Origin of the sequence: Ensifer sp. Root31 (assembly GCF_001424825.1) — a bacterium.
Lineage (GTDB): Bacteria > Pseudomonadota > Alphaproteobacteria > Rhizobiales > Rhizobiaceae > Ensifer > Ensifer canadensis.
In genome coordinates, this window is sequence record NZ_LMCO01000030.1 from 20,838 (window position 1) to 35,865 (window position 15,028).

Genomic DNA, 15,028 nt, shown 5'->3' on the forward strand with positions numbered 1-15,028 from the left:
CCGCGCCGTTTCGACGCCCCAATCGACAGCGCGGAAGTCCCGCCCGGCGCGTTGCCTTGGTAACGCATTTGCCGGACGAGGCAATCCGCCCCCGATTTCACTTTCGGTTTCAGTATTTAACGCGAACCTACTCGGCTGCCTTGGCCGCCTTTTTCGCGGCCTTCTGTGCCTCGTAGCGTTCGCGCAGGATACGCGCCCTGCCCGGCTTGATCTCCTGTCGTGCGCGGCCGAAGGCCACGGCATCGGCCGGCACATCCTCGGTGATGACACTGCCGGAAGCAACCAGCGCTCCGTCACCGATCGTCACCGGTGCAACCAGCGAGGAATTCGAGCCGACGAAGGCATTCTCGCCGATGCGGGTCTCGTGCTTGTTCACGCCATCATAATTGCAGGTGATCGTGCCTGCACCGATGTTGGACCCGGCCCCGACGAAGGCATCGCCGATATAGGTCAGATGGTTGACCTTGGCGCCGGCGCCGATTTCCGCCTTCTTGACCTCGCAGAAATTGCCGACCTTCGACTTTTCGCCGAGATCAGCCCCGGGGCGCAGACGTGCATAGGGTCCGACCGTTGCGCCGGCGCGCACCGTCGCTCCCTCGATATGCGAGAACGCATGGATGATGGCGCCGCTCTCGACGCGAACGCCCGGGCCAAACACGACATTCGGCTCGATCAGCACGTCCTGCTGCAGTTCCGTGTCCCAGGCGAGGAAAACGGTCTCCGGCGCGATCATCGACACACCGGACAGCATCAGCTCATGCCGGCGGCGCTGCTGCCAGAGCCGCTCGATATAGGCGAGTTCCGCCCGGGTGTTGCAGCCGGTCAGCTCTTCCTCTGGCGCCTCGACGGCGATGGCGCGGCCGCCGATCGCCCGCACGATCTCGACGAGGTCGGTCAGGTAGTACTCGCCCTTGACGTTGGCATTGCCAATACGATCGAGCAGATCGAGCGCCTTGTGCCCATCGATCGCCATCAGGCCGCCATTGCAATAGGTGATGCGGCGTTCTTCTTCGGTTGCGTCCTTGTGCTCGCGGATCGCGATCAGCGCGCCGTCCTCGACGATCAGCCGGCCATAGCCCGAAGGATCGGCGGCCTCAAAGCCGATGACCACCACATCGTTGCCGGCGGCCAGGCCGTCGCGCGCCGCCTTGAGAGGCTCAGGCGTGATCAGCGGCGTATCGCCAAAAACCACCAGGATGTCATCAAACCCCTTTGATATCGCCTCGCGCGCCGCCAAAACCGCATGTCCCGTTCCGAGCCGCTCCTTTTGCAGGAACGAAGCGATCGATACGCCGTCGATGCCGGCAGCACCTGAAACAGTTTCGGCGTCGCGCCCGACGACGAGAGCGACGTCGGAGATCGATGCACTCGACAGGGCGGCAACCACATGGGCGATCATCGGCCGGCCGGCCACCGGATGCAGCACCTTCGACATCGACGATTTCATCCGCGTGCTTTCACCCGCAGCCAGAACAATCGCCAGGCAACTCCGTTCCATCCAATGATCTCCTTGGTCTTTTTCTTGAGAACCAGATCCGGTCGCCCGATTCGGCCCCTTCCTATCAGCAACATATTGCGGGAAGCATAATTCACACAATCACGTCACGTTAACCCGCTTAAAACCCGATGATGGCATAAGGAGAAGCGGAGCCTGCCTCGGCAACCCATGCGCGTGCCTCGCTCCCCCGGGGAGAGAAGCAGTAATGCATGCCAGCACCGATCTCGACGCAGCGGCAAAGCCGTTCAACATTGCTCGGGCTGCAATCCGGTCGCCGCTTGCAGCGCTCGTTCTGGCGCTCATCCTCCTGTCGCTGCTTCTCACGGTCACGATCCCGCAGCCGATCGGCCCGATGTTCTGGGATCATTATCTTTATCTCGACGCCGCCAATCGCCTTGCTGACGCGCAGATCCCCTCGGTCGACTTCTTCGCACCGGTCGGGGCGCTCGGCTACTATCTCTTTGCAATCTTGCTGTCGGTTTTCCCGAACGGCCATCCCTTGCTGCTGGCCAGCTGGTGCCTTCTCATCGTCACCGGGCCATTGATCGGCCTGGTGGTGCTCGACATCCAAAAGCGTTCGCGCGCGCTGGCCTACACCATCCTGTTGCCGTTCCTTCTCTTTTCCATTCTCCCGTTCAACACCGGCGACTTCTACCCCTATCCGGGATCCGACGGCTTCGGCATCTACAACCGTCAGGTCTGCCAACTGCTTTACGTGCTCGCAGCGGCGCTGATCTATGTCCGCAATCCACGTACCCTCGCTGTTGTTGCCGCGGGAGCGATGATCGCACTTTTTTTCGTGAAGATCACCGGCGCAATCGCCGGTGTCATCCTGTGCTTGATGGCATTCGCGGCCGGACGGCTCGGCCTGCGCTCGGCGGTCACCGCGGCCCTGATCTTCTTCGGCATTCTTGCCGCTATCGAACTGTCGCTCGGCGCGGTATCGGCCTATGTCGCCGACATTCTGGCTTTGGTCGACGTCAATGACGGGATCCTGTTGGCGCGCCTGCTTCAGGCTGCATCGCTCAACGCCGGACTGCTTCTGCCCGCAGGCATTCTCTGCCTCGCCCTCTTCTTTTCCGCGTTGCCGGCCTATTCCATGTCAATGCGGGACGCTTGCCGACGGCCTTCGATCGCTGCCATTCGCAAAGTCTTCGATCAGAATTTCTTGTGGCTCGGTGCCTTTGTCGTTGCCGGCATCCTGTTTGAGAGCCAGAACACCGGCAGCCAGGCCTTCATCTTCCTCTACCCGCTGCTTCTCAAGATCACACTCGATTGTGTCGCGAATGGCTCATCCAGGCGGCAGACCATTGCGGTTTTTATCCTCGCCATCGCGGCGGCGCTGCCACCTATGACAACTGTCGTCCAGAAGAGCGCGCGCGCGTGGATCGGCGCCGTCAACAATATCCGGATCGAGAGCCGCAATCTGAAAACCATGGGGGCTGTCAATGTCCGCCCGATCCTCTCGCTGCGGGCCGAACGGATGCGAGACACCTATCTTGCCGAGCCAGGCGCCTTTGAGGCACTGGCCGACATGGGCGAATTGCCGTCATTCCTGCTTTACAGCGATTTCGACTTCCAGACCGGCTGGCTGACGAATGTCGATGATGCCATCGATGCATTGCGTACCTATGAGCACGCCAATGGCGTTCGCTTCGACACGATCCTCAATATCGATTTCGCCAATCCGTTTCCGTGGCTGATGGATCGCCACGCGCCGAAACGCGTCGCCATCGGCGCAGATCCGTTCCGCGCAATCCCGCCACCGGACTTGGAGGTGCGCGCGGCAGTCGCTGCCGTGGACATCGCACTCGTGCCGACCTGCCCGAGCACAAACGTCAACAGGACGCTGCTGTCGCTCTACCTGCCGAGCCTCGAGGCTGGCCACACGCGCATCACGCTGACGCCATGCTACGACGCATTCGTCCGCAACGGCCTGCGCCCCGGCGAAACGGCCGCCGGTTCATAACGATCACGCCTGCGGCCTCAGTCTGCTCTCGGTCAGAAGCCCGCTTTCCTCCAGGATGGGATAGGCGACCGAGGCTATATGGGCGTTGATGCGCTTCAAATCACGCAGCATGTCGAGATGCAGCGAGCTGGTCTGAAGACTTTCCAGCAGTCCGTCCCGCAGCCGCTCGATATGCCGTTCGGCCGACCGCTTCTCCATGTGGCGGACATTGACCTTTACCTCGATCAATTGCCGGGCGAGATCGGCGTTGCGGGTGACGAAAATGGTCTGAGCAACCCTGAGATTGTCGATCGTCAGGTTGAAGAGGCTCTTCAGCTCCTGATAGCCGTCCTCGGAGAATTTCAGGCCGTTGTTGACCTTCTTGCCGATTTGCTCACAGAGCCCCTTCTCGATGATATCGCCCATATGCTCGAGGTTGATGGCGTAGTCGATGATAACGATCGAGCGGCGGCCATCTTCCGGGCTCAGGCCATCGCGCCCCAGGCGCGATAGGAAAATCTTCACTTCCTGCTGCAGCAGATCGACCTGCTTTTCGAACTTGCCGACATCGCGGATCTCGGACAGATCGTTGTTGTTGAAGGCGGTCTGGGCGCGGATCAGCATCATCTCGATCAGGTCGCCGACCCGCAGCACTTCACGCGTCGCGCCTGAAAGCGCCATGACCGGCGTATGGAGCACGTTCTCGTCGAGGTAGCGCGGCCCGGTTTCGTCCGTTTCGTTATCGGGGATGAAGCGGATCATCAGCCGCGACAGCAGGCCGGCAAACGGCCAGGCAAGGATCGCCACGGCTAGATTGAATGCCAGGTGGATGTCCACCGGCAGGTTCTGCTTCGGCAAAGGCAGGCTTTGCAAGAGCTCGACGCTGACACCGGTCAGAGGCAGCGCGATCAGACATCCGATGGCGCGGACCACGAGATTGCCGAGCGTGACCCGTCGTGCTGACGGCGCCGAAGACAGCGTCGCCATGACAGGCGGGATCGCCCCGCCAAGATTGGCGCCGAGCACCAGCGCAACCGTCAAGCCGACGGAGAGAATGCCGGCCGTAGAAAGGGAAAGCACCAGCATCACCACGGCAAGGCTGGAGGACGAGGCGAAGGCAAGGCCCGCGGAGATGATCAATGCCACAGGCCAGGCGCTATCGAGCATGCCGAGAAACGCGGCCAGCGCCTCGGATTCGCGCATCGGCTCGGTCGCCAGGCCAAGCAGATGCAGCGACAGCAACATCAGGCCAATCCCGACAAAGGCCGCACCAAGACCCTGCCGGGCGTTCGAGCGGCTGACGCGATGCAGCACGACGCCCACCAGAATGATCATCGGCGACAGCCATTCGATGCCGGTGGCGACGATCCAGGCGGTGATCGCCGTGCCGACATTGGCGCCAAGCAACACGATCTGCGCCATGCGCGAGCGAATGAGCCCCTTTTCCACGAAGGATGAGGTCATCAATGCCGTCGCAGTCGAGCTTTGCAGAGCAATCGTGGCGACGAGACCGGTCAGGAACGATCGGGTCGGGCCGCTCGTTCCCTGTGCGAGGCCAGCCCGCAGCTTCGCCCCGAAGGCGCGCGTGACCCCTTCCTTGACCAGGGAAAGGCCGAACAGCAGCAGTGCTACCGCTCCGAACAGGTTGACCATCACGATTGTCGATTGCATGGCATGTCTTTCCGCAGGGCCGCATGAATCGCCTCGCCCCGATACGCGCAACCATAGTTCCTAAGTGTTTTCGATCTCAATCCAACACCGGCAAATTCGTCGTTTTTTCGGTCAAATTTCTGTTGCCGGCTAATAAATCCGACATCCGTTTTGTCAGCAACGTCTTCCCGTCGATGGCCATCGACGTCGCAGACAGCGATCTCGGCTCTCAAATTCGTCAGCGGCCCGAAGTCCCTGCGAATCACATGATTGCCCGCGATCTTCGGCTGGCGCGCAATTTGCGGCATTGCGCCCTTCATTTCCTGTTTCGTTTGTTTTAAGGAACGAACTCGTTTGGCTCACAGCCACCGCACTGCAACGAGGTTTCTGCCCCATGCTCGAATTCCTGAGAAAAGCCGCCCAGACCTGGGTCGTCAAAGGCCTGCTCGTCATTCTCGTGCTGTCTTTCATGGTGTGGGGCGCATCGACATCGATGATCGCGAACCAGTCGGATGCCGTGGTCGTCGTCGGTGACGTCAAGGTCAAGGCTCCGGACTTCCGGCTCGCCTACGAGCGCCAACTTGCGCTCGTTTCCCGCCAGCTCGGCACGCGCCTGACGCCGCAGCAGGCCAAGGCATTCGGCATCGAGCAGCAGGTTTATTCCCAGCTCGTCGCGGGTGCTGCCCTCGATCAGCTAGCCGGCGATATGAACCTTGGCCTTTCGGAAGACCGGCTGGCCAAGCTCATCGCCGAAGACCCGGCTTTCCACAGCGTCAACGGTCAGTTCGACCGCCTGACGTTCTCGAGCGTGCTGCGCAATGCCGGCCTTCGCGAACAGGATTACATCAACAACCGCAGCCAGGTCGCCGTGCGCTCGCAGATCGTCGATGCCCTGTCTGACGGTTATATCGCGCCAAAGGTGCTGAGCGACGCGATCGGCTCCTATCGCCACGAAAAGCGCTCGATCGACTACGTCCTGCTGTCGAACGCCAACATCGATCCGGTAAAGGCACCGGGCGACGACGTTCTCGCCCCCTGGTACGACAGCCGCAAGGCAAACTACCGCGCGCCGGAATACCGCAAGATCACCTACCTGAAGCTTGCACCCGAGGATCTTGCCGATGCGACGGCGGTGGTCGATGCGGACGTTCGTGCCGACTACGACAAGCGCAAGGACAGCTTCCGCACCGAGGCGACGCGCACGATCGAACAGCTCGCCTTCTCCTCGCGTGAGGCGGCAGACGCCGCGGCAGCCAAGCTCGCAGCCGGCACGTCCTACGACGACATCGTGAAAGCCGAAGGCAAGACGTCTGCCGACGTTCTGCTGGGTGACTTCACCACCGCAAGCGCTCCGGACGCAAAGATCGGCGAAGCCGCGTTTGCGATTGCTGCCGATGGCGGCACGTCGCCCGTTATCGATGGTGCCTTCGGACCGGTGATCCTGCGCGTGACGAACATCCGCCCGGAGACGGTTCGCAGCTTCGACGAGGTCAAGGAAGAACTCCGCAAGGAGATTGCCCTCTCCAACGCGCAGAACGAGATCATCGGCCTTCATGACAAGATCGAGGACGAGCGCGCGACCGGTGCTTCGCTCAAGGACATCGCCGAACTGCTCAAGCTGAAGGTCGCGACCGTCGACGGCATCGATGCGACCGGCAAGGACATGAATGGCGATGAAGTCGCCGGCCTGCCGGAGCCGAAGGCTCTGCTGCCGGACGCCTTCAAGGCTGAAGTAGGCGGAGAAACCCTGCCTGTTAACATCGGCCGCGACGGCTACGTCTGGTTCGACCTCGACGAAGTGGTTCCGGCTCGCGACCGCACGCTCGACGAAGCACGTGACGAAGTCGCCGCAGACTGGACTGCAGAACAGCAGCGCACGGCTCTCGCCACCAAGGCGACCGAACTGAAGCAGCGGATCGAAAAAGGCGCGACGCTCGCCGATATCGCAACCGAGCTTGGCCTTGCCGTCGAAACAAAGACGGGATTGACCCGGTCGACGTCTGATGCGGCGCTGAGCCCGGCCGCCGTCGCTGCTGCCTTCAGCGGCCCGGACGGCCACGTCGCCAATGCCGCCGGTATCGGTGGCGATGGTCAGATCCTGCTGCGGGTCACCTCGATCGAGAACAACGGCCCGACCGATGCCCTGGAAGACGACAGCCGTCAGATCCAGGCCATGGCCCGTGCCAGCGGCGACGACATTCTCGACCAAATGGTATCGACCCTGCAGTCGGCCTACGGTGTTTCGATCAATCAGACGCTTGCCGAAACGGCTTTGGCACAGAGATAAGCGGCAAGGAAAGCAACCGATGAGTGATCTGAAACCGTTCGTCGCCAAAGTCGCCGCCGGCGAGGCTCTCAACCGCGAAGACGCACGAGCGGCTTTCGAGATCATCATGTCGGGTGCGGCCACGCCATCGCAGATCGGCGGCTTCCTGATGGCCCTGCGCGTCCGTGGCGAAACTGTCGACGAGATCGTCGGCGCCGTTGCCGCCATGCGCGGCCGCATGCTCCCCGTCGACGCGCCGGCCGATGCTGTCGACATCGTCGGGACCGGCGGTGATGGCGCCGGTACCTACAATATCTCGACACTCGCCTCGCTGATCGTTGCGGGCGCGGGTGTCCCGGTCGCCAAGCATGGCAACCGTGCGCTGAGCTCCAAGTCCGGCACGGCCGATGCCCTGTCCTGCCTCGGCGTCAAGCTCGATATCGGCCCCGAGGCGATTTCACGCTGCATCAGGGAAGCCGGTGTCGGCTTCATGTTCGCCCAGCAGCACCATTCCGCCATGCGCCACGTCGGCCCGACGCGTGTCGAGCTCGGCACCCGCACGATCTTCAACCTGCTCGGCCCGCTATCCAATCCTGCCGGCGTCAAGCGGCAACTTGTCGGCGTCTACGCACCGCAGTGGGTCCAGCCGCTGGCGGAAGTATTGCGCGACCTCGGCTCCGAGAATGTCTGGGTCGTGCATGGCGAAGGCCTCGACGAGATCACGACGACCGGCACGACGCAGGTCGCCGCTCTCGATAACGGCAAGATCACCGCTTTCACCTTGACGCCTGAAGATTTCGGCCTGCCAACGGTCACCCTCGACGCCCTGAAGGGCGGCGATGGCGCACACAATGCCGTTGCGCTCTTGGCCGTCCTCGACGGTGCAGAAAACGCCTACCGGGACATTTCGCTTGCCAATGCGGCTGCATCGCTGATGATTGCCGGCAAGGCCGCAGATCTTGGTCAGGGCATGACGCTCGCCCGCCAGTCGCTTTCCAGCGGTGGCGCCAAGGCGGCACTGCAGCGCCTGATCAGCGTTTCGAACGCTGCCTGAGACAACGCTGCTTGAGACAAGGAACCGCGCCATGACCGATATCCTGCGCAAGATCGAAGCCTACAAGCGCGACGAGATCGCTGCGGCCAAATCGCAAACGTCAATCGATGAGCTGAAGGCTCGCATCGCCGATCAATCCGCTCCGCGCGGTTTCCATGCGGCGTTGGCAGCGCGCCAACAGCAAGGCCGCTTCGGCCTGATCGCCGAGATCAAGAAGGCGAGCCCGTCGAAAGGCCTGATTCGACCCGACTTCGATCCACCGGCGCTGGCCAAGGCCTACGAGGCCGGCGGTGCGGCCTGTCTTTCCGTGCTGACGGATGGACCGAGCTTCCAGGGCGCGCCGGCGTTTCTTGAGGCGGCCCGCGCAGCCTGCGTGCTTCCGGCTTTGCGCAAGGACTTCATGTTCGACACCTACCAGGTGTTCGAGGCCCGCGCCTGGGGTGCAGACTGCATCCTGCTGATCATGGCATCGCTCAGCGACGACGATGCCCGGCGTCTGGAAGATTCTGCCTTTTCTCTCGGAATGGATGTACTGATCGAAGTGCATGACGCTGAAGAGATGGAGCGGGCGCTCAAGCTTGCCTCGCCACTTGTTGGCATCAACAATCGCAACCTGAGAACATTCGACGTCGATCTCGCCGTATCCGAGCAACTGGCGTCGATGGTTCCGTCTGATCGGCTGCTCGTCGGCGAGAGCGGTATCTTTACCCATGACGATTGCCAGCGTCTGGAAAGGAGCGGCATCACCACTTTCCTGGTCGGCGAGAGCCTGATGCGCAAGAGCGATGTCGAGACGGCAACACGTGTGCTCCTCACCGGCTCCGAAAGCGTGCTGGCGGCCGAGTGATGGGCAAGACCACACTCACGCATCTCGACAACAGCGGCGAAGCGAACATGGTCGACGTCGGCGCCAAGACCGAAACCGTCCGCATCGCCACTGCGGAGGGTCATGTCCGCATGCGTCCGGAGACACTTGCGCTGATCCTGGAGGGCGATGCCAAGAAGGGCGACGTTATCGGTACGGCGCGGCTGGCCGGCATCATGGCCGCCAAGCAGACGTCGAATCTGATCCCCCTTTGTCATCCGTTGATGCTGACCAAGGTGTCGGTCGACATCACACCCGATCCAGCATTGCCGGGCTTGCGGGTCGAAGCGCTTGCCAAACTGACCGGCAAGACCGGCGTCGAGATGGAAGCGCTGACGGCCGTCAGCATCGCCTGCCTGACGATCTACGACATGGCGAAGGCTGCGGATCGAGAAATGGAAATCGGCGGCATCCAGCTCGTCAGCAAATCCGGTGGACGCTCCGGCGATTATCGGCGCCAGGGAGACTGACCGACGATGTCGTTGCTTTCCGTTGAAGACGCGCTCAACAGGATCCTCGGCAGCGCCAGACCCCGCCACGCAATCGAACATGTGAGCCTGCATGAAGGCCTCGACCGTGTGCTGGCGCAAGATGTAACTGCACGCGTCACCCATCCCGCCTTCGACAATTCAGCGATGGATGGCTATGCGGTTCGCCATGAGGATGTCCACGCCATCGGTGCCGAACTTACGGTCATCGGCCAGTCCGCGGCCGGGCATGGCTTCGATGGCGAGGTAAAGTCCGGGCAGGCTGTCCGCATCTTTACCGGAGCCCCGCTTCCCGCGGGCGCCGATACCGTCATCATCCAAGAAGACACCGAACGGCTTGCCGACAACAAGATCCGCACCTCGTTCGCGCCGGGCAAAGGGCGGCATATCAGACTTTCCGGCCAGGATTTTGCAGCCGGCGAAACGGTGCTGCGCGCGGGAGACGTTCTGGATGCCGGTCGCCTGACGGTCGCCGCCGGCATGAACCATGCGGTGCTGCCAGTGTTCAAGAAACCGACGGTCGCGATCCTTGCAACCGGCGATGAACTGCTGACACCCGGAAGCATACCCGGTGCTGACCAGATCATTGCCTCCAACACATTCGGTGTTGCTGCCATTGCGCGTGACAACGGTGCCGACATCCTCGACCTCGGCATCGTCCCGGACAACCGCCAGGCGATCTCGGCGGCCGTCGAGCGTGCAAGGGCAGCGAGAGCCGATGTGCTCGTGACGCTCGGTGGCGCCTCGGTCGGCGATCATGACCTTGTGCAGTCGACATTGCTTGCGAGCGGGATGACGCTCGATTTCTGGCGGATCGCCATGCGGCCCGGAAAACCACTCATGGTCGGACAGCTCGGCGACATGGCGGTGCTCGGCCTGCCTGGCAATCCTGTATCGAGCCTCGTCTGTGCACTCTTGTTCCTTGAGCCGCTGGTCCGCAAACTGGCGAGACTACCTGATAGAGATCGGCTGACGACGGCCTGCCTCGCCTCGCCGCTGCCTGCCAACGACAAGCGCCAGGATTATGTGCGTGCACGGCTTTCGAGCGATGCGGACGGTTCGCTCGTCGCCCACCCCTTCCCGCGGCAGGACTCGTCGATGATGAAGGTGTTCGCGCAGTCCGATTGTCTGATCGTTCGCGCGCCGAACGCTGAAGAGGCGCCCGCCGGTACACCCTGCGAAATCGTCCGGCTCAGATAGCTTCCGGCGAAATCATCGGGATAAAACAGGCACCCCTTTTGGTCGACCGGACCCGGCGTCAGCAGAAACAAAGAATATTTGCTGTTCCATTGTCATATGCCCGACATGGAGACCCATTAATAACAGGATCATTCAATCATCGCTCAAGGCGGATGACTACGGATGTACTAGCAGGCGCCGTGATGATTTGAGGGAAAGGTCGGGTATTGCCCGACCTTTTGCTTTTCTACGGTTATTTGCTTTCCGGAACGATCATCGTTGCTGCTGCGACGGTGGCAGAGGGGGCGATCAGCGACGCCTACTGCATGTTTCCTAAATCGTATTCGATTTAAGGATAAAACATGACGCAATTCAAAGTGCTACAGCGACCTTTGCGCGCCTAGTAAGACGCGCGGCCCTGTAGGCAGCGTCGCGTCCCCAGCAAGGTTTCAGGCGGCAGTGTTCTCGCAACGGCTGACGAGGATCTTGTCGATGCGGCGGGAATCCATATCGATGACCTCGAAACGGTAACCGTGGGCGATCGCGATGTCGCCCTCTTCCGGCGTCTTGCGCAACTGCTGAACGAGAAAGCCCGCGATCGTTTCAAAATTTCCGTCGGCATCGATGCCTTCGATACCGATGGTCAGGTGGATCTCATCGATCGGCGTGCGTCCGTCGACCAGGTAGGTTCCATCCTCGCGCTGGCGGATCAGTGCGTGCTCGAGATCGTCATAGTTCGACGGCAGCACGCCGACGATCGCCTCTAGAATATCGGCGATGGTGATGATGCCTTCGGTGCTGCCGTATTCGTCGACGATCATCGCCATGTTGATACTCGACGACTTGAAAGCATCGAGCGCCTTCAGGCAGGACGCGGTTTCCGGCAAGGTATGGATCTCGCGCACATACTTGCGAACGTCGAGCGGAACGGACGTCGGGGCATTGAGGATTTCCTTCGCCAGAACCGCGCCAAGCACATCGCCGCTCGGCCCGTCGACCACGGGATAACGGGAGTGGCCGTATTGGCGGATCTTCTCGCCGATGGTCTCCAGGCTGTCGTTGATATCGATGAAGCTCATTTCGGTACGATGCGTCATGATCGATTTCACGTTGCGGTCACCGAGGCGGATGATGCGACGAAGCATCTCGTGCTCCGACTTTTCGATCGCGCCGCTCTCGACGCCTTCCGCCATGATCGCGTGCACTTCCTCTTCGGTAACATGGTCCGGATCATCCGGACGTATGCCCAGCAGCCGCATCATCAACGCGGCCGAGGTCTCGAAGAGATAGACGACCGGCGCCACGATGCGCGAAAGAAGCGTCATCGGCCGCGCCACGAACATCGCGAAGCCCTCGGAGTTCTTCAACGCCAGCTGCTTGGGGATCAACTCGCCGATAACGACGGAGAGGAAGGTGATGAGCGTTACCACGATCGCCACCGCCACCGGATGACCGTAGGGGCTGATCCAGGCGATGCTGTCGAAGAAGGGGGCGAACTTGGCCGCGATCGTCGCGCCACCATAGGCGCCGGCGAGCGTGCCGACCAGCGTGATGCCAACCTGAACGGTGGAAAGAAACTTGCCGGGGTCTTCCGCCAGCTTCAGTGCCGCTTCGGCGCGGAGATTTCCCTGTCTTGCCATCTGGCGAAGCAATGGCTTGCTTGCCGAGACGATTGCCATTTCCGAAAGAGCAAAAAATGCGTTGATCAAAAGCAGGACGAAAATGACAAAAAATTCGGACATGGTCTCCAAGTCACCGTTGACGAAAAGTCGCCCAATCGAGAGCGACCGTTCACCAGATAAGGCCAGCAGGCGATCCGAGCAAGCGCAGTTCTCGAAATCCGTGTCACCAAATGCGCTTCGCCCGTATTTCGCGAGGCGAGAGCGGACCGAAACTCGGACACGTCCGACGAAGGTGGCTCAGTTTTCGCCCGACCTGAGGGCGCCGCGCACGCGCTCGCGCCCGATCTTGATGACATTTTCCATCGCTGCGCGCGCGCCCGCTTCGTCGCGCCTGCCGATTTCCTCGACGATGCGGATGTGATTGCGGGCGACCTCGTCGACGCCGCCCTTTTCTTCGACGGGTGAACTCAGTTTGAAAATGCCGACCAGCGCCGCCTCGATCAGCCCACCGACCGTCCGCATGAACGGGTTGCCCGAAGCTTCCGCAATCGACAGATGGAATTTCAGATCGGCAAAGGCGAGGCTCTCGGCAGTATGGCCGGCCTCACCCATGGCGACCGCGAGGCGCATCATGCGGCTGATCTCGGCCTCAGAAGCGTTGCGCGCAGCAAGAGCCGCAGCGTGCGGCTCGAAGGCGAGACGCACTTCGGAGAGGTGGTAGAGGAACTCCTCGTCCACACCACATTCAAAATGCCAGGTCAGGATGTCGTTGTCGAAGAGGTTCCAATCATTTCTGGGCGTGACGCGCGTGCCAATGCGAGCCCGTGGCACGACCAGACCCTTTGCGGCAAGCGTCTTCATCGCTTCGCGAAGAACCGTGCGCGACACCTTAAAGCGCGCTGCAAGCTCCGGATCGCCGGGCAGGATCGACCCGATCGGGAACTCGCCTGAAACGATCGCCTTGCCAAGCTGGTCGACCACATGCGCATGACTGGTGCGCTTCCGCGTCCCGGAAAGGACAGTCTCCAGCAAGCTCCTGTTCAACCCACCTCCTCCAGGCACTCCCTTGCCTGACAGCGCCAAATGCAGCGCCTCAAAATGCCATATCTCGCCGGTCCACCCATCCCCACGAACAGGATGAGCAGGCCCAGGAATGGCCAACCGATTCCTCAAGCATTACACGAAATGCAGCCAAGCTGCACTATGGCTGAAACCGGCCCGCACGACCGTTGATTGCATCAATCTCGGCTGATTGGGTCATGCCGCAATAATGCGCCACCAAGCCTCGGCCCAATATATCGATAACGACAAACCCCGCCGTAACGGCGGGGTTTGAACATTTTCTGCGTTCTTCCGTTGTGCTTACTTCGGCAGCTGGTCGTCGACGCCTTCGACGTAGAAGTTCATGCCGAGCAGTGTGCCGTCATCCGACGATGCGCCTGCGGCCAGCCACTCGCTGCCATCCTGCTTCTTCAGCGGACCGGTGAACGGCTTCAGCTCGCCCGACTTGATCTTGGCTTCCGCTTCTTCGGCCAGCTTCTTCACGTCGTCAGGCATGTTGGTGTAGGGCGCCATAGTCAGGATGCCGTCCTTCAGGCCGTCCCAGCTCGACGTTGTTTCCCATTTGCCGTCGAGGAAAGCCTCGGTGCGCTTGATGTAGTAGGCGCCCCAGGTGTCGACGATCGCGGTCAGCTGGGTCTTCGGGCCGGCAGCGATCATGTCGGATGCCTGGCCAAAGGCCTTGATGCCGCGTTCTGCGGCCACCTGCATCGGCGCCGTCGTATCGGTGTGCTGGGTCAGGATATCGACGCCCTGGTCGACGAGCGCCTTGGCGGCATCGGCTTCCTTGCCCGGGTCAAACCAGGTGTTGGCCCATACGACCTTGATCTTGAAGTCCGGGTTGACCGAGCGCGCGCCGACGACGAAAGCGTTGATGCCCATCACCACTTCGGGGATCGGGAACGAGGCGATGTAACCGGCAACCCCCTTCTCGGACATCTTGGCAGCGATCACGCCCTGGATGTAGCGGCCCTCGTAGAAGCGGCTGTTATAGGTCGCCACATTCGGGGCGGTCTTGTAGCCGGTGGCGTGCTCGAACTTCACGTCCGGGAACTTCTGGGCGATCTTGATCGTCGCATCCATAAAGCCGAAGGACGTCGTGAAAATCAGGCCGCAGCCGGAACGTGCCATGCGCTCGATCGCGCGCTCGGCATCCGGGCCTTCCGGCACACTTTCGAGGAATTGCGTCTCGATCTTGTCACCGAGCTTCTTTTCCAGTTCCAGGCGACCGATATCGTGTGCCTGGGTCCAGCCGCCGTCGGTCTTGGAACCGACATAGACGAAGCAGACCTTCGCCTTGTCCTGAGCGGCAGCGGCGCTGGCAAAGCCGATGACGGCAGCGGTACTTGCGAGAGCGAGCAGTAGTTTTTTCATTTTCTTGACCTCTGTCGGTTTGAGA

12 protein-coding genes are annotated in these 15,028 nt (G+C 61.4%); 7 read left to right on the forward strand and 5 right to left on the reverse strand.

The window, feature by feature from the left end; translation table 11 throughout:
- Nucleotides 1-127: 127 nt before the first annotated feature.
- A complete protein-coding gene (gene glmU / locus ASD00_RS23780) occupies nucleotides 128-1,498 on the reverse strand; it encodes a bifunctional UDP-N-acetylglucosamine diphosphorylase/glucosamine-1-phosphate N-acetyltransferase GlmU (protein ID WP_025427004.1) in 1,371 nt (456 codons plus the stop codon).
- 205 nt (nucleotides 1,499-1,703) lie between these two features.
- Between glmU and ASD00_RS23785 the strand changes: the two genes are divergently transcribed.
- Complete coding sequence (locus ASD00_RS23785; protein WP_025427003.1) at nucleotides 1,704-3,467, forward strand: hypothetical protein; 1,764 nt, start codon at nucleotides 1,704-1,706, stop codon at nucleotides 3,465-3,467.
- Between the two features lie 3 nt (nucleotides 3,468-3,470).
- Here ASD00_RS23785 and ASD00_RS23790 read toward each other — a convergent pair whose 3' ends face one another.
- The gene (locus tag ASD00_RS23790) at nucleotides 3,471-5,117 is read right to left on the reverse strand and encodes a Na/Pi cotransporter family protein (RefSeq protein WP_025427002.1); all 1,647 of its coding nucleotides are present in this window, start codon (nucleotides 5,115-5,117) and stop codon (nucleotides 3,471-3,473) included.
- Nucleotides 5,118-5,140: 23 nt separating this feature from the next.
- Between ASD00_RS23790 and ASD00_RS23795 the strand changes: the two genes are divergently transcribed.
- The 6 genes from ASD00_RS23795 to glp are packed head-to-tail and all read left to right on the forward strand — an operon-like array spanning nucleotide 5,141 to nucleotide 10,969.
- Nucleotides 5,141-5,437, forward strand: a complete 297-nt coding sequence (locus ASD00_RS23795) for a hypothetical protein (RefSeq protein WP_057209401.1) — start codon at nucleotides 5,141-5,143, stop codon at nucleotides 5,435-5,437.
- 53 nt (nucleotides 5,438-5,490) lie between these two features.
- A complete protein-coding gene (locus ASD00_RS23800; protein ID WP_025427000.1) occupies nucleotides 5,491-7,383 on the forward strand; it encodes a peptidylprolyl isomerase in 1,893 nt (630 codons plus the stop codon).
- A 19-nt stretch (nucleotides 7,384-7,402) separates the two neighbouring features.
- Nucleotides 7,403-8,416, forward strand: coding sequence for an anthranilate phosphoribosyltransferase (trpD, locus tag ASD00_RS23805; RefSeq protein WP_025426999.1), 1,014 nt, complete (start codon nucleotides 7,403-7,405; stop codon nucleotides 8,414-8,416).
- 31 nt (nucleotides 8,417-8,447) lie between these two features.
- Nucleotides 8,448-9,263: an indole-3-glycerol phosphate synthase TrpC gene (gene trpC / locus ASD00_RS23810; protein ID WP_025426998.1), complete on the forward strand. Its 816-nt coding sequence runs from the start codon at nucleotides 8,448-8,450 to the stop codon at nucleotides 9,261-9,263.
- A complete protein-coding gene (gene moaC, locus ASD00_RS23815; RefSeq protein WP_025426997.1) occupies nucleotides 9,263-9,751 on the forward strand; it encodes a cyclic pyranopterin monophosphate synthase MoaC in 489 nt (162 codons plus the stop codon). The genes trpC and moaC overlap by 1 nt, the downstream gene beginning before the upstream one ends.
- A 6-nt stretch (nucleotides 9,752-9,757) precedes the next feature.
- A complete protein-coding gene (gene glp / locus ASD00_RS23820; RefSeq protein ID WP_057209404.1) occupies nucleotides 9,758-10,969 on the forward strand; it encodes a gephyrin-like molybdotransferase Glp in 1,212 nt (403 codons plus the stop codon).
- A 428-nt stretch (nucleotides 10,970-11,397) separates the two neighbouring features.
- Here the strand turns inward: glp and ASD00_RS23825 are convergent, their stop codons facing one another.
- The 3 genes from ASD00_RS23825 to ASD00_RS23835 all read right to left on the reverse strand — a co-directional run bounded on the left by ASD00_RS23825 (nucleotide 11,398) and on the right by ASD00_RS23835 (nucleotide 15,003).
- On the reverse strand, nucleotides 11,398-12,690 hold the full coding sequence (locus ASD00_RS23825; RefSeq protein ID WP_025426996.1) for a hemolysin family protein: 1,293 nt from the start codon (nucleotides 12,688-12,690) through the stop codon (nucleotides 11,398-11,400).
- Nucleotides 12,691-12,867: 177 nt separating this feature from the next.
- Complete coding sequence (locus ASD00_RS23830; protein WP_025426995.1) at nucleotides 12,868-13,614, reverse strand: FadR/GntR family transcriptional regulator; 747 nt, start codon at nucleotides 13,612-13,614, stop codon at nucleotides 12,868-12,870.
- Between the two features lie 318 nt (nucleotides 13,615-13,932).
- The gene (locus ASD00_RS23835; protein WP_025426994.1) at nucleotides 13,933-15,003 is read right to left on the reverse strand and encodes a BMP family ABC transporter substrate-binding protein; all 1,071 of its coding nucleotides are present in this window, start codon (nucleotides 15,001-15,003) and stop codon (nucleotides 13,933-13,935) included.
- Nucleotides 15,004-15,028 lie beyond the last annotated feature (25 nt).

Coding starts and splice junctions, on each gene's coding strand:
- glmU (WP_025427004.1), bottom strand. CDS start 1,498: ATGGAACGGAGTTGCCTGGCGATTGTTCTGGCTGCGGGTGAAAGCACG.
- trpD (WP_025426999.1), top strand. CDS start 7,403: ATGAGTGATCTGAAACCGTTCGTCGCCAAAGTCGCCGCCGGCGAGGCT.
- ASD00_RS23835 (WP_025426994.1), bottom strand. CDS start 15,003: ATGAAAAAACTACTGCTCGCTCTCGCAAGTACCGCTGCCGTCATCGGC.
- ASD00_RS23795 (WP_057209401.1), top strand. CDS start 5,141: ATGAATCGCCTCGCCCCGATACGCGCAACCATAGTTCCTAAGTGTTTT.
- ASD00_RS23785 (WP_025427003.1), top strand. CDS start 1,704: ATGCATGCCAGCACCGATCTCGACGCAGCGGCAAAGCCGTTCAACATT.
- ASD00_RS23790 (WP_025427002.1), bottom strand. CDS start 5,117: ATGCAATCGACAATCGTGATGGTCAACCTGTTCGGAGCGGTAGCACTG.
- trpC (WP_025426998.1), top strand. CDS start 8,448: ATGACCGATATCCTGCGCAAGATCGAAGCCTACAAGCGCGACGAGATC.
- ASD00_RS23800 (WP_025427000.1), top strand. CDS start 5,491: ATGCTCGAATTCCTGAGAAAAGCCGCCCAGACCTGGGTCGTCAAAGGC.
- ASD00_RS23825 (WP_025426996.1), bottom strand. CDS start 12,690: ATGTCCGAATTTTTTGTCATTTTCGTCCTGCTTTTGATCAACGCATTT.
- moaC (WP_025426997.1), top strand. CDS start 9,263: ATGGGCAAGACCACACTCACGCATCTCGACAACAGCGGCGAAGCGAAC.
- glp (WP_057209404.1), top strand. CDS start 9,758: ATGTCGTTGCTTTCCGTTGAAGACGCGCTCAACAGGATCCTCGGCAGC.